A 19,169-nucleotide genomic window follows, 5' to 3' on the forward strand; every position below is an offset into this window, starting at 1 on the left:
CGACGCGTCGCCGGGGTCGGTGGCAGCCGTACCGGAGAGGCGTTCGGTGAGGAAGTCGTGCGGCAGCCGGACGGCGGCGGCCGCGTCGGCGGCGGCCGGGTCGTTCTCCCGCAGCCACTGCCACTTCGCCGCAGTCATGGAGGCGACGGGCACCGACCCGGTCCTGGCGATCCACGCGTCGGGTCCGCCCAGCGCCTCGGTGAGCGCGGCGGCCTGCGGGGCGGAGCGGGTGTCGTTCCACAGCAGCGCGGGCCGCAGCGGCTTCCCGGCGGCGTCGAGCACCACCAGTCCGTGCTGCTGCCCGGCGACCGCGATGCCGGTGACGGCGGACGCCGCCACACCGGACTCCTTGAGCCCCATGGCGACGGCCTCGCGCAGCGCCTGCCACCACACCTCGGGGTCGGTCTCCCGGGCCCCGCCCTCGCCGGTCACCCGGTGCGGCGCGCGTCCGACGGCGAGCAGCCGTCCGGTCGCCGCGTCGGTGAACGCCGCTTTGGTCGACTGGGTCGAGCTGTCGACGCCGATGACCACCTGGCTGTGCGGCACGGTCGTACCTCTTCCTGAATCCAGGGCTTGCGGCGGTATTTTGGCCGCAGGCCAACAAATTACGTGATGTTGTCGAGCATCCGGCAGACATGGGCGTCATTCCTTGCCCAAGGGGCTGTTCGGCCCTTCGGACAGGGTTGGGCGAGCGCGGGGTCTTTTCCGTGTCCGCCCAGACGTGCATTATTAGTCATGTCAGGAAACAAAAAGGTCTGCACCTGCCGGACCTGAGGTATGAAGGCGGCCAGAGAAATGACGGAACGTTTCACTCCCACCCCCGAGGACAAGTTCAGCTTCGGCCTGTGGACGGTCGGCTGGCAAGGCAGGGACCCCTTCGGAGATGCGACGCGCCCGGCGCTCGATCCCACGGAGTCCGTACAGCACCTCGCCGAACTCGGCGCGTACGGAGTGACCTTCCACGACGACGACCTGATCCCCTTCGGCTCGACCGACGCCGAACGCGAGGCGCACATCAAGCGCTTCCGGCAGGCGCTGGACACCACCGGGCTCGTCGTGCCGATGGTGACCACCAACCTCTTCACCCACCCCGTCTTCAAGGACGGCGGCTTCACGGCGAACGACCGCGACGTACGCCGCTTCGCGCTGCGCAAGACCCTGCGCAACCTCGACCTGGCCGCCGAGCTGGGCGCGAAGAAGTTCGTCGCCTGGGGCGGCCGGGAGGGCGCGGAGTCCGGCGGCGCGAAGGACGTACGCCTCGCGCTGGACCGGATGAAGGAAGGCTTCGACCTGCTCGGCGAGTACGTCGTGTCGCAGGGGTACGACATCAAGTTCGCCATCGAGCCCAAGCCCAACGAGCCGCGCGGCGACATCCTGCTGCCGACCGTCGGCCACGCGCTCGCCTTCATCGAGCGCCTGGAGCGCCCCGAGCTGTACGGCGTCAACCCCGAGACCGGCCACGAGCAGATGGCCGGGCTCAACTTCCCGCACGCCATCGCGCAGGCGCTGTGGGCGGGCAAGCTCTTCCACATCGACCTGAACGGGCAGCACGGCACCCGCTACGACCAGGACCTGCGCTTCGGCGCCGGTGACCTGCGCGCCGCGTTCTGGCTGGTGGACCTGCTGGAGACGGCGGGCTGGGACGGCTCGCGGCACTTCGACTTCAAGCCGCCGCGCACCGAGGACTTCGACGGGGTGTGGGCGTCCGCCGCCGGCTGCATGCGCAACTACCTGATCCTCAAGGAGCGCGCCGCGTCGTTCCGCGCGGACCCGGAGGTCCAGGAGGCGCTGCGCGCCGCGCGCCTGGACGAGCTGGCGCTGCCGACCGCCGCCGACGGGGTGACCGCGCTGCTGGCCGACCGCTCCGCGTACGAGGACTTCGACGTGTCGGCGGCGGCGAGCCGTGGGATGGCCTTCGAGCACCTGGACCAGCTGGCCATGGACCACCTCCTGTGCGCCCGCTGACCCCCGCACCCTGACCTGACGCGAGGCGGGCCGCCCGTCGGCCCGCCTCGCGTACGGGGTGGTCCACGCACCGCCCGGGGCGCCTTCGCGCGCTACGCGCTGGTGCGTTCCGCGTACGCCACCGGGTCCGCCAGGACCGCGCGGACCACCAGTGCCGCTGCGCCCCGCGCCGCGTCCCCCGCCGAGGATGACGCGCGTAGGCGGCCACTGTCGTACGGCCACAGGCCCGACACCACCCGGTCCGTCAGTTCGCCGTCGGCGGGCGGCGAGAGCCAGGGCATCAGGCCGCGGTAGATCCCGCCGAGCACCACCGCGTCGGGGTCGAAGAGGTTCACCGCGCCCGACAGGACGCGGCCCAGCATCCGGCCGGCCTCGCCGATCGCCGCGACGGCGCGCTCGTCGCCGGCCCTGGCCAGCGCCTCAAGCTCCGCGACACCCGGCACCCCGGCGTTCTCGTCGAGCCCGGCACCCCGCAGGAGCGCCGACTGGCCCGCGTACTGCTCCAGGCAGCCACGTGCGCCGCACCGGCACAGCGGGCCGTCGGCGTCGACCACCACATGGCCGATCTCGCCGGCGAATCCGTTTGCCCCGCGCAGCAGTTCACCGTCGAGCACCAGCGCGCCACCGACGCCGATCTCGCCCGACAGATAGAGGAAGCTGCGGATCCCGCCCAGGCCGCCGAACCACAGCTCCGCGAGCGCCGCGAGATTCGCCTCGTTCTCCGAACGCACCGGCAGCGCGGGCGCGGCCGGCCCGGCCTCCGCCAGCGCCGCCGCGAACAGCTCCTCGGCGGGCACCTGGTTCCAGCCCAGGTTGGGCGCCTGACGGACCGTACCCCCGGCGACCAGACCGGGCAGCGCGAGCTGCACCCCCACCGGCGACAGGTCCTGCTCGGCGGCCGAGTCCAGGGTGCGCGCCGCGATCCGGGCGCCACGGGCGAGGACTTCGGCGGGCGCGGCACCGCGGTTGTCGAGGTGTTCGGTCAGCCGTACGCGGTCGGTGCCCGACAGGTCGACCACGCACACCGACACGTAGTCGATGTTGATCTCGACGCCGATACCGGCCGGACCGGAGCGCGTCACCTTCAGTACCGTGCCCGGCCGCCCGGCCTGTCCGCTGAACGTCTTGCCGGACTCGGAGAGGAATCCGCTGTCCAGCAACTGCTCGACCAGCGACGACACCGCTGCCCGGGTCAGTCCGACCCGCGCCGCCACACCGGCCCTGGTCGCTTCGCCTTCGTCCCGCACGGCCCGCAGGACCAGGCTCAGATTGTGCCGGCGCACCGTCTCTTTGTCGGCCTTGGGACCGAGCGATGTGTGGTTGGTCTTCATGGTGCGGTCGAGCCTATGTGATCGCTATCCGGACGGATGGCCGGTCCGGTGAGATCGATGGCCCTGCCAGTCACTTGTTTAAATTAATTAGTAATAATCGTTGACAGGCTCGGGCCGCCCGGCGACAGTCTTCGTCGTGACCCCAACCTTCGGGAGACATCAGTGACTTCGCATCGGGCAACGGTGGCCGTCGTCGTCGCCGCGCTGTTCGCGGTGGCCGCGCCCCCCGCCGCGGCCGTGCCTGCCACCGTGGCCGCGCCTTCCGCCCGGGCGGCGGACCGGCCCGCCGCCGGGACCGTGGACCAGGGCGCCCCCACGTACTACGACAGCGGCCTCGCCCCCACGCCGTACATGGGCTGGAACACCTACTACGGCCTCGGCGCCCCCACCGAGCAGGAGGTCAGGTCCGTCGCCGACCATCTCGTCAGCAGCGGCCTGCGGGACTCCGGCTACGACATCGTCTGGCTCGACGGCGGCTGGCAGGCCGACAACCCCCGCGACGGCGCCGGCCGCCTCACCGCCCACCCCGGCCGCTTCCCCTCCGGCATCCCCGCCCTGGTGACGTATCTGCACGAGCGCGGACTCAAGGCCGGCATCTACACCGACGCCGGCGCCTACGACGGCGGCAAGAGCTGCGGGCTCGGCAGCCGTGGCCACTACACCGAGGACGCGAAGCAGTTCGCCGACTGGAAGATCGACGCCATCAAGGTCGACTTCCTCTGCGGGATCGGCGCCAAGCTCGACCCGGGGCCCGCGTTCAAGGAGTTCAGCGACGCCGTCGCCAAGTCAGGCCGTCCGATGCTGCTCAACCTCTGCAACCCGCTGACCGACGACTGGGGCATCCCGCACACCCCCGAGCAGGACGCCCACAACGCCTATGTCTACGGCCCCAGGACCGGTGACTCCTGGCGTACCGGCACCGACGTCGCCTTCGGCACCCCCTCCACCGGCCAGTGGGCCAACGTCCTGCGCAACATGGACGCCAACGCCTGGCACCCCGAGGCCCAGGGACCGGGGCGCTACAACGACCCCGACTACCTCATCCCGATGCGCGAGCTCGAAGACGGCTCGTACGAGCTGACCGAGGAGGAGTCCACCACCCAGCTCGTCATGTGGGCCGTGATGGGCTCGCCCCTGGTCATGGGCTCCGACCCGCGCACCCTGCCGCAGTCGATGATCGACACCCTGCGCAACCCGGAGATCATCGCCGTCGACCAGGACCCGCTCGCCATCCAGGGCGTACGCGTGGCCACCGACGCCACCGGCGACGTCTACAGCAAGACCCTCAAGGGCGCCGGCAAGCGCGCGGTCGTCCTCCTCAACCGCTCGGACAAGGCCGCGGCGCGCACCGTGACCTTCGCGGACGCCGGACTGACGGGCGACGTCGCCGTACGGGACGTCCGCGCCCGCGCCGGCCGGGGCACGCACAGCGGCTCGTACACCGTCACCGTCCCCGCGCACGGCACCGCCTTCCTCACCCTCGCCGGCCGGGACGACGCGCCCGGCGCCTCGCTCGGTACGGGTTCCACCGCGAGTCCCGCGCTGGTGCGCGACGGCGACCGGCTGACCGCGTTCACCAGGGGCGCGGACGGTTCGCTGCGGCAGCAGAGCGGACGCGACGGGCGCTGGTCGTCCCGTACGACCGACCTCGGCGGCCCGACCGGCGGCCGGATCCTCGGCCAGCCCGCCGCGTACACCTCCGCCGCCGAACCCGGACGGATCGACGTCTTCGTACGCGGCACCGACGACGCCGCGTACCGGCGCGCCTTCACCGACGGCCGCTGGGGACGCTGGCAGAAGCTCGGCGGCAGCCTCGCCGACGCGCCGTCCGTCGCGTACGAGAGCGCGGAGCGATGGACGCTCTTCGCGCACGACGAGGACGGTCAGATCCGGTCCCGCGGCCCGCGCTCCGGCTGGACGACGCTGGGCGCGCCCGAGCAACGGACCGTGTACGGGCGGCCGTCCGCCGTCGTCGACGAGGCGGGCCGGACCCATGTCGCCGTACGCACCGCCGAGGACGCGGTGTGGTGGCGGGTACGGGACACGGCCGGCGACTGGTCGGCGTGGACGTCGCTGGGCGGGACCGTCAGCGGCAGCCCGACGCTCGTCGCCGTGGACGGTGGCGTACGGCTCTACGCACGGGCCGGCGACTACACGCTCTGGCAGCGCGCGTACGACTCCGAAGGCCCCAACGGCTCCTCCAGCGGCTGGGGCGACTGGTCGGCGCGCGGGGAGTTCGTCAGCGGCGTCTTCGACGGCGCGCTCGGCGCGACCGCCGGGCCCGGCGACACCGTACTGACCGCTTTCCGGGGAGTCGACGGCCGCGTCCACCAGACCGGCCTCCCGGCCGGCTCGTAACCAACCCCGCACGCTCTCACCACGACAGGGGCCGGCCCGGAGCCGTCAGTGGGCCGGCCCCGCACCACCACTCAACCCGCACCGTCCGACAGGGAGTTCACGCATGATCACCCCACCACCCGGCCGCCGTCAGTTCCTCGCCGGCACCGGCGCAGTCGGCGCCGCCGCGCTGCTCAGCGGCTGCGTCACCTCGGGATCGACCGGCACGAGCGAGTCGGGCGGCGAGGTCACCCTCCAGTCCAACCTCTCCTCCCCGCAGGCCAAGGCGGCCATGGGCAAGGTCGTCGAGGGATTCGGCAAGAAGGGCGGCGCGAAGGCGAAGCTCAACACCGTCGCCTCCGAGACCTTCCGCACCCAGCTCCCGACCTACCTCACCTCCGCCAACCCGCCGGACCTCTACACCTGGTACCCCGGCTCGGTGGCCGAGTCGTACGCGGCGAAGGACCTGCTCCTCGACATCGGCGACATCTGGACCGGGCCCGAACTCAGCGGCTACACGGACGCGTTGGCCCAGCTCTGCACCTCCGGCGCGGGCAAGAAGGTCTTCGTCCCCACCTCCTACTACTGGTGGGGCGTCTTCTACCGCAAGTCGAACTTCGCCAAGTGGGGCGTCGAGGAGCCCAAGGCCTGGGACGAGTTCCTCGACCTCTGTGACACCCTCAAGGGCAAGGGCGTCGCGCCGATCGGCCTAGGCGCGGGCGGCAACACCCCCTGGGTGGCGTCCTCCTGGTTCGACTACCTGAACATCCGGATCAACGGCGCCGCCTACCACCGTGAACTCCTCGCCGGAAAGCGCCGGTTCGACGACCCCGAGGTCCGCAAGGTCTTCGACCGCTGGGGCGAGGCACTGCCCTATTTCGACCCGAACGGCACCGCGCTGCCCTTCCAGGACGCCACCACCGCCCTGCTCCAGGGCCGCACCGGGATGATGCTGATCGGCACGTTCTTCGCCGACTCCGCGCCCAAGGGGACGCTGGAGGACATCGACTTCTTCCGCTTCCCCGTCATCGACCCCAAGGTCCCCACAGCCGAAGAGGCCCCCACCGACGGCTACTTCGCCAGCGCCCGCACCAGCCGCAAGGCCGAGGTCAAGGAGCTGATGCGCTATCTCGCCACCGCCGAGGCGCAGGAGACGTACATCAAGAACTCCTCCGGCACCGCGCTGCCCACCCACCCCGACGCCAAGGACAGCGGAACGCCCCTCGTGAAGAAGGGCCGTGCGCTCATCGAGGGCGCCGCCGAACTCACCCAGTACTTCAACCGCGACTCCAGCGACGCCCTCCAGCCGCCCGCCGACGCCGCGCTCACCCGCTTCCTCGCCAAGCCCAAGGAGATCGGCTCCATCCTCACCACCTGGCAGCGTGAGTCCCAGAAAATCTGGGGCCGCTGAGATGGCGGCGGTCGTCACCGGGCCACCGAAGAAGCGACAGGAACAGCCGAGTTCGAGTCAGGACCGGCGGCGGCCCCGGCGCAAGCGCTCCACCCGGGTCCCGCCCGTGGTCCTCGCCTTCGTCCTCGTCCCCCTGCTCGCCGAGGCCTTCTGGGTGTTCTGGCCCGCGGTCCAGGGCTTCTACCTCTCCCTGACCGACTGGGACGGCGTCTCCGCGCCGCGCTTCATCGGCCTCGGCAACTTCCGTGAGATGTTCGGCGACGCCGTCTTCCGTACCGCCGTGCTCGACACCGTCCTGTGGCTGCTGCTCTTCGGCGGACTCTCCGCGCTCCTCGGCCTCGGCGCCGCCCTGCTCCTCCAGCAGGAGCGCCGCGGCGTCGGCTTCTACCGGGCCGCGCTGTTCCTGCCCGTCGTGTTCTCGCTCGTCGCCACCGCCCTCGTGTGGCAGGCGATGTACCAGCCGGACGGGCTGATCAACCAGGCGCTGGAAACGGTCGGACTCGGGAGCCTCACCCGCTCCTGGCTCGCCGACCAGGACACCGCCCTGTACGCCGTGATCGTGCCCGCCCTCTGGCGCCAGATCGGCTACGTGATGATCCTCTACATCGCCGGCCTCAAGGGCATCGACCCGGTGCTCTACGAGGCGTCGAAGGTCGACGGCGCGAGCCGCTGGCAGCGCTTCAGGCACATCACCCTGCCGCAACTGCGCAGCGTCAACGCCGTCGTTCTGTCCGTCATCGTCATCGACTCGCTGCGCTCCTTCGACGTCGTCTGGGCCCTCACCCGCGGCGGCCCCTACCACTCGTCCGAGCTGCTCTCCACGTACATGTACTCCACCGCCTTCCAGTCGCTGCGACTGGGATACGGCTCCGCCCTCGCGGTCGTGATCTTCGTGCTGGCCTTCGGGGTCATCGCCTCGTACCTCGTCCGCGCCTTCCGGGAGGCCGACTGATGTCCGCCACCTCAGGCCCCCGTCCGGCCACCCGCCGCAGACTGGCCACCGCCGGGTTCCACCTCGGCGCAGGCACCCTGTCCGTGCTGTGGCTGCTGCCCATCGCGCTCGTCCTCGTCACCAGCGTCCGTACGTTCGACGACATCGCCGCCAACGGACTCGGCGGACTGCCGCACTCCTTCACCCTCGACGGCTTCCGCCAGGCATGGGTCGACGGCGGCCAGCAGCGCGCGCTGATCAACAGCATGCTCGTCACCGTGCCGACCGTGCTCATCACGCTGACACTCGCCTCGATGGCCGCTTTCGCCCTCAGCCGCTACGAACTGCCGCTGCGCCGCACGCTGTTGCTCCTGATGCTCGGCGGCAATCTGCTGCCGCCGCAGATCCTGCTCATCCCGGTCTCCCGGATCAGCGAGAGCCTCGGCCTGTACGACACGCTGTACGCGCTCATCGGCGTACAGATCGGCTTCGGCGTCGGCTTCTACGTCTTCGTCCTCTACGGATTCATGCGGTCCCTGCCCGTCGAGATCCAGCAGGCGGCGGTGATCGACGGGGCGAGCCCCTGGCAGATCTACTCGCGCATCGTGCTGCCGCTGACCAGACCCGCGCTTGCCGCGCTGAGCGCGCTCTCCTTCACCTGGATCTTCAACGATCTGCTGTGGGCCATCACCGTGCTGCGGACCGACAGCCAGATGCCGATCACCGCGTCACTGATCGGACTCCAGGGCCAATATGTGTCCATGTGGAATGTGATCGCGGCCGGCTCCGTCATCGCGGCGGCCCCGACCGTCCTCGTATTCCTGCGGTTCCAGCGCCACTTCGTGGCCGGCCTCAATCTGGGAGCGGTCAAATGACCCCGAGCGAACCGTGGTTGCTGCGCACCACGAACACCGTCTACGCCGTCACCCTCGCTCCCGGCGAGGGCTGGGCCGAACTGTCGGCCTGGGGACCGCACGGCGCCGAACAGGGGCCGTCCCCGCTCGACTGGTCACGCCGTACGCACTTCATCACCCCCGCCGACGCCTCGCCCGCCGAGTACATCCCGTACGGGCCACGGCCGTTCACCGGCGCCGACCTGGTCGCAGGGCGCCCCGGCGAGGAACGCGGCGTGTGGTGGCGCTTCACCGGCGCGAGCGCCGACGGCGAGAGCGCGCTGCGGCTCGTCTTCACCGACGACACGCTCGGACTGACCACGGCCCTCTGCTACGAGACCGTGCCCGGCACCGACGTGATCCTGCGCTGGACCGAACTCACCTGCACCGGCGACACCGAACTGCGCCTGGAACGCTTCGACTCGGCCGCCGTGAACATCCCCGTCACCGACACCGCGCGGCTCACCTACCTCACCGGACAGTGGTCGCACGAGTTCCGGCGCACCCAGCTCGAACTCACCCGTGGCCGCTTCGAGTTGGCCAGTACCCAGGCCGTACCGGGGCACGCGTACGCGCCCTGGCTGGCGATCCAGGACGCGGCTGCCCCGGCCGAGGGCGCCACCCCCACGTACGGCATCGCCCTCGAATGGCCGGGCGGCTGGCACATCACCGCCGACGCCGAACCGGGCGGCGCGCTGCGCGTACGGGCGGGCCGGCAGCCGTTCGAGAGCGCCGTCCGCCTCGCGCCCGGCGCCACGCTCACCACCCCGCGACTGGCCTGCGCGTTCAGCCAGGACGGACTCGAAGGACTCGCCCGCGTCTGGCACCGCTACGAGCGCCACCTCTCCGGCGAGCGGCTGCACCGGCCGCGCCCGGTGCTCTACAACTCCTGGGAAGCCACCGGCTTCGACGTCGAGGCCGCAGGCCAACTGGCGCTGGCGCGCGTCGCCGCCGACATCGGCGCCGAGCTGTTCGTCGTCGACGACGGCTGGTTCACCGGCCGCGACGACGACACCGGCGGTCTCGGCGACTGGTACCCCGACCCGGCCAAATTCCCCGAGGGCTTCGACCGGTTCATCGCCCAAGTGCGGGAAATGGGGCTGGACTTCGGACTCTGGGTGGAGCCGGAGGCCGTCAGTCCGGGCTCCGCCCTGCACGCCCGACACCCCGACTGGGTCTACCGCGTCGAAGGCCGCCCCGTCACCCTCGTACGCAACCAGCTCCTGCTCGACCTCGGCCGCGCCGACGTCCAGGACTTCGTCATCGCCACCCTGGACCGGCTGCTCAGCACGTACGCGATCAGCTATCTCAAGTGGGACATGAACCGCCCGCCCACCGAACGCGGCCGGCCCGGCGACCCGCGCCCCGTCGAGAACCAGGACCTCGACGCCGCGCACGTGGCCGGCTATCTGCGCGTACTCGACCATCTGCGGGCCGCCCACCCGCACGTCACCGTCGAGGGCTGCGCGGGCGGCGGCGCCCGGACCGACCACGCCACTCTCGCCCGCACCGACGTGCTCTGGCCCAGCGACAACACCGCCCCGCTGGACCGGCTCGCGATCCAGTACGGCTATCTGCACGCCCACGCGCCGCACACCATGAGCGCGTGGGTGACCGACGCGCCCGGCATCTTCGACGCACGGCCGCGCTCGCTCGCCTTCCGCTTCGTCAGCTCCATCTCCGGCGTCCTCGGCATCGGCGCCGACATCCTGAAGTGGACCGAGGAGCAGCGCGCCGAGGCCGCCTCCTGGATCGCCCGCTACAAGGAGATCCGCGACGTCGTCCACCACGGCGAGGTCCGGCTGCTCAACTCGCCCGCCGAGCCCACCTGCGGAGTGCAGTACGACGAGGCCGACGGCGCCCGTACCGTCGTCACCGCCTGGAACACCGGCCTCGTCGACGGCGCGCCGCTCGTGCCGGGACGCCCGGCCCGGCTGCGGCTACGGGGGCTCGACCCGGCGGCCCACTACCGGGACGAGGCGTCCGGCACGGTGTACGGCGGCGGGTATCTCCTGCACTCGGGGCTGCCGTTCCGCTGGACCGCCGGCCACGACGCCGACCTCGTGGTCCTCACCCGGACGGCCGGGACCGGAACGCCATGACCCGCACGCTCACTACAGTCGCCCACGTCGCCCACGCAGAACCCGTCGCCGGAAGGCGGCCCCGCAACCGGAGGAGCAGAACCGCCTCATGAACGCACCAGCCCGCTTCCACGACCGCGTCGCCGTGGTCACCGGAGCTGCGTCGGGCATCGGGGCCGCCGCCGCGTCCCGGCTCGCCGGCGAGGGCGCCGCCGTGATCCTCGCCGACATCGACACGGCGCACGGCGAGACCGTCGCCGCCGGCATCCGCGACAACGGGGGCCGCGCCGACTTCGTACGGGCCGACGTCGCCCAACAGGACGACTGGGACCGGGTCGTGGCCGCCGCCCACCGCCACGGCCCCGTCGGCGTCCTCGTCAGCAACGCCTACACCGTGGACGTCAGCCCCGCACACGAGATGACCGTCGCCTCCTGGGAACGCCAGCTCGCCGTCAACCTCACCGGCGGCTTCCTCGGCTTCCGCGCCGTACTGCCCGATCTGCGCGCCCACCGCGGCGCCGTCGTGCTGACGTCGTCCGTCCACGCGCACATGGGCATCCCCGGCCACCCCGCCTACGCCGCGAGCAAGGGCGCGCTGCTCTCGCTGTGCGGACAACTCGCCGTCGAGTACGGGCCCGACGTACGCGTCAACGCCGTGCTCCCCGGCCCGATCCTCACCGCCGCCTGGGACCGGGTATCCGAGGAGGATCGGGCCCTCAGCGTCGAGGGCACGGCGGCGCGCCGCTTCGGCACCCCCGAGGAGGTCGCGGCGGCCATCGCGTTCCTGGCGGCCGACGAGGCGTCCTACATCACCGGATCGAGTCTGCTCGTGGACGGCGGATGGAGTGTCGTGAAGGCCTCGGCCTGACCACGGGACCACCGCCGCTCACGAACGACCAGCAGAAAGGCAGAACGACACATGACGCCATACGCGCGCCGCGGAGTGCACGGCCAGACCGTGGAGACTCTCGCGCGCCGGGTGCTCAGCGGTGAGATCCCCGAGGGCGCCACCCTCGATCTCGTGGAGCTCCAGAGCGAGTTGGACGTCAGCCTGACCGCCCTGCGGGAGTCGCTGAAGGTGCTCGCCGCCAAGGGAATGGTCGACGCGCGCCAGCGCCGGGGGACGTTCGTCAGATCCCGCTCCGACTGGAACCTCCTCGACGCCGACGTCCTGCGCTGGCAGTTCGCCGAAGGCACCAGCACCGGCACGGACCTGAATCTGCTGCGCAACCTCGGCGAGGTGCGCGGCATCGTCGAACCGGCCGCCGTCCGGCTCGCCGCCGAACGGCGCACCGACGCCGATCTCGCCGCGCTGGAAGCGGCGTTGGCGGAGATGGGGGAGGGGGACGGCGGAGCCGCGCACGCGGTCGAGGCCGACCTCGCCTTCCACCGCGCGCTCCTCGCCGCCACCCACAACGAACTGCTCGAACGTATGGAGATGGTCATCGAGTCCGGCCTCGCCCACCGCGACAGGATCGTGCACTCGTCGCCGCACGGCGAGGATCCCGTGCCGAGCCACCGCGCCGTCCTGGACGCCGTACGCGCCCAGGACCCGGACGCCGCGCAGCAGGCCATGCGGGCGCTGCTCGACCAGGCCGTCCGCGACCTCGACAAGGTGCACGGCACGGCGGGCGCACCGGGCACCCCCGAGACGAAAGGCTCCGAGGCGAAGTGAAGATCGTATCCGTGGAGACGTTCCTCGTCCCGCCCCGCTGGCTGTTCTGCCGTATCGAGACGGACGACGGCGTCGTCGGCTGGGGCGAACCGGTGGTCGAGGGCCGGGCCGAGGTCGTACGGGCGGCGGTGGACGTCCTCGCCGAGTACCTCGTCGGCCAGGACCCGTTGCGGATCGAGGACCACTGGCAGGTCATGACCAAGGGCGGCTTCTACCGGGGCGGCCCGGTGCTCTCCAGCGCCGTCGCCGGGATCGACCAGGCGCTGTGGGACATCGCGGGCAAGACGTACGGCGCGCCCGCGCACGCCCTGCTCGGCGGGCCCGTCAGGGACCGGGTGCGGGTGTACGCGTGGGTGGGCGGCGACGAACCAGCGCGGCTGACCGACGAGGTCACCGCGCAGGTCGAGGCGGGCTTCACCGCCGTGAAGATGAACGCCGCCGGGCGTACGTCCCCGATCACCAGCCCCGCCGAGACCGCCGCCGTGGTCGAACGGGTGGCGGCGGCGCGCGCGGTCCTCGGACCGCACCGGGACGTCGCGGTCGACTTCCACGGCCGCTTCAGCCCGGCGGGCGCCCGCCGGGTCCTGTCCGAACTCGCCCCGCTGCACCCGCTGTTCGTGGAGGAGCCGCTGCTGCCCGAGCACGGGCATCTGCTGGCCGGGCTGATCGCGTCCAGCCCCGTACCCGTCGCGACCGGTGAACGGCTTTACGGGCGGGCCGAGTTCCTGCCCGCGCTCGCCGCCGGAGTCGCCGTGGCCCAGCCCGACCTCTCGCACGCCGGCGGCATATCGGAGGTGCACCGCATCGCGTCGCTCGCCGACACCTACGGGGCGCAGCTGGCACCGCACTGCCCGCTCGGCCCGATCGCGCTGGCCGCCAGCCTCCAAATCGCCTTCTGCACCCCGAACTTCCTCATCCAGGAGCAGAGCAGGGGCCTGCACTACAACAAGGACGCCGACCTGCTGTCGTACGTCGTGGACACCGAACCGTTCCGCTTCACCGACGGCCACGCGCACCGGACGGATCTGCCGGGGCTCGGCGTCACGGTCGACGAGGACGCCGTACGCGCCGCCGACCGCGCCGGGCACGCCTGGCGCAACCCGCTGTGGCGGCACGGCGACGGCTCGTTCGCGGAATGGTGAGCGTGCCGCTCTCCGTGAGCACCGACCTCGCGCACGGCGGCCGTTGGACGTCGCTGCGCGCGGGCGGCCGGGAGTGGCTGTGGCGGCGCCCCGAGCCGCGCCGCCCGCTCGTTCGGCCGGGCGACGCCTTCGCCGACGCCGGGGGAGTGGAGGAGTGCGTCCCGACGGTGCGCGGCGCCCCCGACCACGGCGACGCGTGGTCCCGGCCCTGGCACCGGACCGGCGACGAGGAGTGGGTGGACTGCCCGGACTTCCGTCTCGCGCGCCGCATCCGTACGGAGGCGGACACCCTGGTCGCCGACTACCGGCTCACGGCCGCACCCGGCTACCGGTTCCTGTGGGCCGCCCACGCCCTCCTGGACGTCTCGCCCCGCGCCACCCTCACCATCCCCGACGGCTCGCCGGCCCGCCTCTACCCGGACGAGGGGGCGCGCTGGATCGCGGGCGCCTGGCCCCTGGTGGACGACGTCCCACTCGACCGGCTCGGCCCGGACGACGGCACGGCCGTGGGCGCGGTGGTCACCACCGACCAGGTCTCGGTCCACGACGGCGGCGACACGCTGCACCTGAGCGTCGAGGCCCCCGGTCACCCGGTCTCGGTCGCCCTCTGGCGCAACCTCGCCGGCTTCCCGGCGACCGCCCCGTACCGCTCCATCGGCGTCGAACCGATGCTCGGCCGCGTCTTCGACCTGTCGGCGGCGGGAGACAACGACGCGGCCCGGGTCCCGGCGTCTGGCGAGACCTGCTGGCGCCTGACGCTCAGGGCGACGAGAACCGGCGAGGTGCCGTGACGACGACCGGCGGCGGCGCGGGTACCGGCCGTCCGGGACACCCGCCCGCCAGGCCACGCCCCCCGGCACACGTAGCCTCGAATGTCCGCCCGCCCACCGCCCACCACCCGAGAAGGAAACCCACCGTGGATCTGCCGGCCGCCCTGCGTGTGCATCGACTCGTCGCCATCGTGCGTGGCGACGATCCCGACGCGGCGCTCAGGACCGTACTCGCGCTCGTCGACGAGGGCATCGCGCTCGTCGAGGTCTCCCTCAGCGGGCGGGACGCGCTGGACGTCATCGCGCGGGCCCGTGCCGCGCTCGGGCCCGGGGCGCCGCTCGGCGCCGGCACCGTGCTGACCGCCGCCGACGCGCACGCCGTGCACCGCGCCGGGGCGGACTTCGTCGTCACGCCCGCCGTCTGCGAAGGCGTCACCGCCGCGCGGGAGCTCGGGCTCCCCGTACTCGCCGGCGTGATGACGCCCACCGAGATCGTCGCCGCGCTGCGCGCCGGAGCCTGCGCGGTGAAGATCTTCCCCGCCGCCCAGGCCGGCGGCCCGGCGTATCTGCGCGCGCTCCAAGGCCCGTTCCCCGACGTCCCGTTCGTACCCGTCGGAGGCGTCGACGCCGCAGCGGCCCGTGCGTATCTCGACGCCGGCGCGCTCGCGGTCGGCGTCGGATCCCCCCTCGTCGGCGACGCCGCCGGCACGAGAAGCGGAGCCGGTGTCGACGCACTGCGCGCCCGCGCCCGTACCTTCCTGGACGTCGCGCACGCCGTAACCCCGGGCAGGCCCTCGTGAGTTCGGCTCCGCTCCTGCGCCCGGGCCCGGTCGTCTGTATCGGCGAGACCATGGCCGCACTGGCGCCCGACCCGGTCGCACCGCTCGACACCGCCGAACTGCTGCGGCTCGACGTCGCGGGCGCCGAGTCGAACGTCGCGATGTATCTCGCCGACCACGGCGTCCCGGCCCGCTGGGTGTCCGCGCTGGGCGACGACCCCTTCGGGCGGCGTGTCAGGGAGCGGATCGCCGCGTCGGGCGTCGACGTCTCCGGCGTACGGACCGACCCGGCGCGCCCCACCGGCCTGCTGGTCAAGAACCCCGGTACCGAATCGACCGGCGTCCACTACTACCGCACCGGATCGGCGGCCTCCGCCCTGGGACCCCCGGCCCTGGACGACCCCGCCGTGCGGGACGCGGCCCTCGTCCACCTCACCGGCATCACCCCGGCGCTCTCGGCGTCGTGCCGCGCCCTGGTGGACCGGGCGCTGCGACCGGAACGGCCGTACGCCGTCAGCTTCGACGTCAACCACCGCCCGGCGCTCTGGCGCGACGAGCCCGCCGCCGAGGTCCTGCTGCCGCTCGCGGCCCGCGCGGATCTCGTCCTGGTCGGGCTCGACGAGGCCCAGGCGCTCTGGGGCCCGGCCCTGACCTCCGCCGACGCGGTCCGCGCCCTGCTGCCGCAGCCGCGCGTGCTGGTGGTCAAGGACGGGGCACGGGCGGCCACCGCGTACGTCGGCCGGGGCACGTACACCGTGCCCGCACCGAAGGTCCGCGTGGTCGAACCGGTGGGCGCGGGCGACGCGTTCGCCGGGGGCTTCCTCGCCGGTCTGCTGCGCCACGACGATCCGGTACGGGCCCTGCGCCTCGGTCATCTCACGGCAGCGTCCGCCCTGCGCGTCCCGGCCGACCACGGCCCACTGCCGCCGCCGGACCGCATCCGAGAACTCCTGTCGGACGACGACAACGCCTGGAACGCCCTGTCGATCTGAGCGGGCGGGCGGCTCAGCCGCGCTGCCGCATCGGGATCTCGTCCCGCGGCTGCGCCTCCCACGTAGGTGTCGTCCCCGCGAGCTGGCAGACCATCAGATAGAAGGGGATCGGCGGCGTGTACGGCGTGGGCGCGTCCGGCCAGTGGATCAGCCGGGGATGCGCGGCCGGGACCAGTGTCCCGGAGACGTAACGCGCGGGCTGGGGCCAGTCCAGTTCGAGATTCGAGCCGGCGGGGACGATCCACCACCACCAGTCGGTGTCGGCGAAGACGCAGCCCGTACTGGGCAGCCTGCCCATCAGCCGGAACCCGTGCCTCGCGGGGACGCCCACCGCGTCACAGCCCAGCGAGGTGGGCAGCGTCGGCGGCAGCGGCAGTTGCACGAAACCGCCGCGCTCCTCGCGCAGCCCCCGGGCGAACCGGCGCACCGCACCCATCAGCACGGTTGCCCCTGCCCCGCCTCGTGCGGCAGCTCCGCCCATACGACACGCCCGGCGCCGTAGCCCGACGTGTCGTGTGTTCCCCAGCTGCTGCTCATGGCGTCCACGAGGAGCAGCCCCCGGCCGTGTTCGTCGTCGGACACCCGGTGCAACTGCGGCCCCGTGGGGCCGAAACCCTGGTCCTCGACCGCTATGCGCAAACGGCCGTTTCCTTCGCGCAATTCGCACATGACATGGTTGCCGGGCGCGTGGATGACGGCGTTCGTCACCAGCTCCGAGATGATCAGGATCGCGGTCTCAAGGGTCTCGTCCGAGGTCCCCCACCGGTCGAGCCGCGCACGGCTGAGCCGTCTGGCACGGCAGACCGACTCCGCGTGGGCGGGCAGGGCGAAGCCGTAGCGGCGGACAACGTTGCCAGGGCACACGGTCATCAGCGGGGGGGTGAGCGCGTTACCAGGTGCCACGACCGATTCCTAACGGTGGGGAAGCAGCACCGTGCGAAACCTCCGGGCGGAGCACGACAACTGCATGAACTGGTTCACCGAACCACTCTCTACCCGTGCGAGACACTTGGCAAGTGGCACTGTGAAATTTTCAGAGTGCCGTGTTCTTCGTGGCAAGGGCATGGCACACTGCTGGCAACCGTGCATGGGGAGGTTCCAAAGTGAGTGAACCGCGGTCTGCCCCGACCGTGGGACAGGTCGTACTCGGCAAACGCCTGATGGATCTGCGCGAGAGAGCCGGCCTGAAACGCGAGGAAGCCGCGAAGCTTCTCCGGGTGGCGTCGGCCACCGTCCGCAGGATGGAGACCGCCGAGGTCACGCTCAAAGTCCCCTATGTGCAGGTACTTCTCCGGGCCTACGGAATCGGCGAGGACGAGGCGAACGCCTTCGTCGAGCTGACCGAGGAGGCCAACAAGCCCGGCTGGTGGCAGCGGTTCCACGACATCCTGCCGGACTGGTTCAGCATGTACGTCAGCCTGGAAGGCGCCGCCTCCCTGGTCAGGGCGTACGAACCGCACTTCGTGCCGGGGCTGCTCCAGACGGAGGGATACGCGCTGTCGGTCATGCACGCCGGCGCCGTGGGGCAGGTCCAGCCGGAGGCGATCGACCGGCACGTCGCACTGCGTATGCAACGCCAGTCCCTGCTCACGCGGTCGGACGCGCCCAAATTCTGGGTGATCATGGATGAGACGGTGCTTCGCCGTCCCGTCGGAACGCCGGACATCATGCGCGAGCAGGTCGACCGGCTCATCGACGCGACCGACATGCCCAATGTGACGCTACAGATCGCGGAGTTCTCCTCCGGACACCACCCCGGAACGTACGGGCCGTTCGTGCTCTTCCGTTTCGCCATGCCCGAACTGCCCGACATGATCTACAGCGAGTACCTGACCGGCGCCGTCTACCTCGACTCGCGTCCCGAGGTGGCGACCCATCTCGAGGTCATGGACCGCATGGCGGCTCAGGCTGCAACTGCACAACGCACGAAGGAGATCCTCAAGGATGTCCGCAAGGAGCTGTGAATGGATCCGATATACAACGGCATGCCCGCCACCGACCTCGGCGCCGAAGGCTGGTCCAAGCCGTGGAGCGGCGGTAACGGCGGCAACTGTGTCGAGGCCATGAAGCTGGCCGACGGCAGGATCGCCGTACGCCAGTCCAACGACCCCGACGGCCCCGCGCTGATCTACACCCATGGTGAGATCGCCGCGTTCATTCAAGGCGCCAAGTCCGGCCAGGCCGACTTCCTCCTCACCTGAGGGCCGGATCGGCCGGATCGCATCTGGTCCGAGCCGATCGGGGCTGATCGGATCTGAACTCATCTGTTCCTTGCCACCTGTTGTTGCCACTTGTTCTTGCCAGTGACGCTGAGACTCATGGAGTGCACATGACCGGGCCTGACCCCATCGACACCAGCAGGCCGCACCCGGCCCGCATGTACGACTGGTTCCTCGGCGGCAAGGACAACTACCCCGTCGACGAGGAGATGGCCCGCCAGCTCCTCCAACTGAACCCGCTCGGGCGGGAGATGGCCAAGTGCAACCGGGCGTTCATGCACCGGGCCACCCGGTGGCTCGGCGCCGAGGCCGGGATTCGCCAGTACCTCGACATCGGTACCGGCATCCCGACCGAGCCCAACCTGCACCAGATAGCGCAGGAGGTCGCCGCCGACTCGCGCGTCGTCTACACCGACAACGACCCNNGCGCTGCTGCGCAGCAGCGCCGAAGGTCTCACCGAGTACATCCAGGCCGACGCGCGTGAGCCCGACGCGATCGTCGAACAGGCCGGGAAGATCCTGGACTTCGACAAGCCGGTGGCCCTGTCGCTCATCGCGCTGCTCCACTTCGTACCGGACGAGGACGGCGCGCACGAGCTGGTGCGCAAGCTGCTGGCGCCGCTGGCGCCCGGCAGCTATCTCG

18 protein-coding genes and 2 pseudogenes are annotated in these 19,169 nt (G+C 71.7%); 16 read left to right on the forward strand and 4 right to left on the reverse strand.

The features are described 5' to 3' along the window. Positions 1-546: FGGY family carbohydrate kinase (locus BHU15_RS16500; RefSeq protein ID WP_255293125.1), on the reverse strand; the 546-nt coding region annotated here is incomplete at its 3' end. A gap of 249 nt (positions 547-795) precedes the next feature. On the opposite strand from BHU15_RS16500, the gene xylA reads away from it, so the two are divergent. Next, the gene (xylA, locus tag BHU15_RS16505; protein WP_069627884.1) at positions 796-1,965 is read left to right on the forward strand and encodes a xylose isomerase; all 1,170 of its coding nucleotides are present in this window, start codon (positions 796-798) and stop codon (positions 1,963-1,965) included. A 92-nt stretch (positions 1,966-2,057) separates the two neighbouring features. Here xylA and BHU15_RS16510 read toward each other — a convergent pair whose 3' ends face one another. Then, entirely contained in the window at positions 2,058-3,296 is a 1,239-nt protein-coding gene (locus tag BHU15_RS16510) for an ROK family transcriptional regulator (RefSeq protein WP_069627885.1), read from the reverse strand. A gap of 162 nt (positions 3,297-3,458) precedes the next feature. On the opposite strand from BHU15_RS16510, the gene BHU15_RS16515 reads away from it, so the two are divergent. The 11 genes from BHU15_RS16515 to BHU15_RS16565 all read left to right on the forward strand — a co-directional run bounded on the left by BHU15_RS16515 (position 3,459) and on the right by BHU15_RS16565 (position 16,307). After that, positions 3,459-5,654, forward strand: a complete 2,196-nt coding sequence (locus BHU15_RS16515) for a DUF8189 domain-containing protein (RefSeq protein WP_079128181.1) — start codon at positions 3,459-3,461, stop codon at positions 5,652-5,654. Between the two features lie 103 nt (positions 5,655-5,757). Beyond that, the gene (locus BHU15_RS16520; RefSeq protein ID WP_069627886.1) at positions 5,758-7,044 is read left to right on the forward strand and encodes an ABC transporter substrate-binding protein; all 1,287 of its coding nucleotides are present in this window, start codon (positions 5,758-5,760) and stop codon (positions 7,042-7,044) included. Position 7,045: 1 nt separating this feature from the next. Further along, entirely contained in the window at positions 7,046-7,996 is a 951-nt protein-coding gene (locus BHU15_RS16525; RefSeq protein WP_023537336.1) for a carbohydrate ABC transporter permease, read from the forward strand. Further along, positions 7,996-8,850 carry a carbohydrate ABC transporter permease gene (locus BHU15_RS16530; protein WP_069627887.1) on the forward strand — a complete coding sequence of 285 codons (855 nt, stop codon included), beginning with the start codon at positions 7,996-7,998 and terminating at the stop codon, positions 8,848-8,850. The genes BHU15_RS16525 and BHU15_RS16530 overlap by 1 nt, the downstream gene beginning before the upstream one ends. Beyond that, positions 8,847-10,970 (forward strand): alpha-galactosidase, encoded by a 2,124-nt coding sequence (locus tag BHU15_RS16535; protein WP_069627888.1) that lies wholly within the window; start codon positions 8,847-8,849, stop codon positions 10,968-10,970. Before BHU15_RS16530 ends, BHU15_RS16535 begins: the two co-directional genes overlap by 4 nt. An 88-nt stretch (positions 10,971-11,058) precedes the next feature. Beyond that, on the forward strand, positions 11,059-11,817 hold the full coding sequence (locus BHU15_RS16540) for an SDR family NAD(P)-dependent oxidoreductase (RefSeq protein ID WP_069627889.1): 759 nt from the start codon (positions 11,059-11,061) through the stop codon (positions 11,815-11,817). Positions 11,818-11,868: 51 nt separating this feature from the next. Beyond that, positions 11,869-12,624, forward strand: a complete 756-nt coding sequence (locus BHU15_RS16545; protein ID WP_069627890.1) for a FadR/GntR family transcriptional regulator — start codon at positions 11,869-11,871, stop codon at positions 12,622-12,624. Beyond that, complete coding sequence (dgoD, locus tag BHU15_RS16550) at positions 12,621-13,766, forward strand: galactonate dehydratase (RefSeq protein WP_069627891.1); 1,146 nt, start codon at positions 12,621-12,623, stop codon at positions 13,764-13,766. Before BHU15_RS16545 ends, dgoD begins: the two co-directional genes overlap by 4 nt. Then, on the forward strand, positions 13,760-14,557 hold the full coding sequence (locus BHU15_RS16555) for a hypothetical protein (protein ID WP_069627892.1): 798 nt from the start codon (positions 13,760-13,762) through the stop codon (positions 14,555-14,557). Before dgoD ends, BHU15_RS16555 begins: the two co-directional genes overlap by 7 nt. Before the next feature lie 125 nt (positions 14,558-14,682). Further along, positions 14,683-15,336: a bifunctional 4-hydroxy-2-oxoglutarate aldolase/2-dehydro-3-deoxy-phosphogluconate aldolase gene (locus tag BHU15_RS16560; protein ID WP_069627893.1), complete on the forward strand. Its 654-nt coding sequence runs from the start codon at positions 14,683-14,685 to the stop codon at positions 15,334-15,336. Continuing rightward, a complete protein-coding gene (locus BHU15_RS16565; RefSeq protein WP_069627894.1) occupies positions 15,333-16,307 on the forward strand; it encodes a sugar kinase in 975 nt (324 codons plus the stop codon). Before BHU15_RS16560 ends, BHU15_RS16565 begins: the two co-directional genes overlap by 4 nt. 13 nt (positions 16,308-16,320) lie before the next feature. Here BHU15_RS16565 and BHU15_RS16570 read toward each other — a convergent pair whose 3' ends face one another. Continuing rightward, complete coding sequence (locus BHU15_RS16570; RefSeq protein ID WP_069627898.1) at positions 16,321-16,743, reverse strand: hypothetical protein; 423 nt, start codon at positions 16,741-16,743, stop codon at positions 16,321-16,323. Further along, on the reverse strand, positions 16,743-17,210 hold the full coding sequence (locus BHU15_RS16575; RefSeq protein WP_069627895.1) for an ATP-binding protein: 468 nt from the start codon (positions 17,208-17,210) through the stop codon (positions 16,743-16,745). The genes BHU15_RS16570 and BHU15_RS16575 overlap by 1 nt, the downstream gene beginning before the upstream one ends. Before the next feature lie 200 nt (positions 17,211-17,410). Between BHU15_RS16575 and BHU15_RS16580 the strand changes: the two genes are divergently transcribed. From BHU15_RS16580 to BHU15_RS41360, 4 genes and pseudogenes are all read left to right on the forward strand, one after another. Then, positions 17,411-18,271, forward strand: coding sequence for a Sco1979 family transcriptional regulator (locus tag BHU15_RS16580; protein WP_031228904.1), 861 nt, complete (start codon positions 17,411-17,413; stop codon positions 18,269-18,271). Continuing rightward, positions 18,272-18,508, forward strand: coding sequence for a DUF397 domain-containing protein (locus tag BHU15_RS16585; protein ID WP_069627896.1), 237 nt, complete (start codon positions 18,272-18,274; stop codon positions 18,506-18,508). It begins immediately after the preceding gene. Between the two features lie 128 nt (positions 18,509-18,636). After that, positions 18,637-18,950, forward strand: a pseudogene (locus BHU15_RS41355) (SAM-dependent methyltransferase); the annotation flags it as partial. 2 nt (positions 18,951-18,952) lie between these two features. After that, positions 18,953-19,169 (forward strand): annotated as a pseudogene (locus tag BHU15_RS41360) (SAM-dependent methyltransferase); the annotation flags it as partial.

Source organism: Streptomyces niveus, from assembly GCF_001723055.1.
GTDB lineage: Bacteria > Actinomycetota > Actinomycetes > Streptomycetales > Streptomycetaceae > Streptomyces > Streptomyces niveus.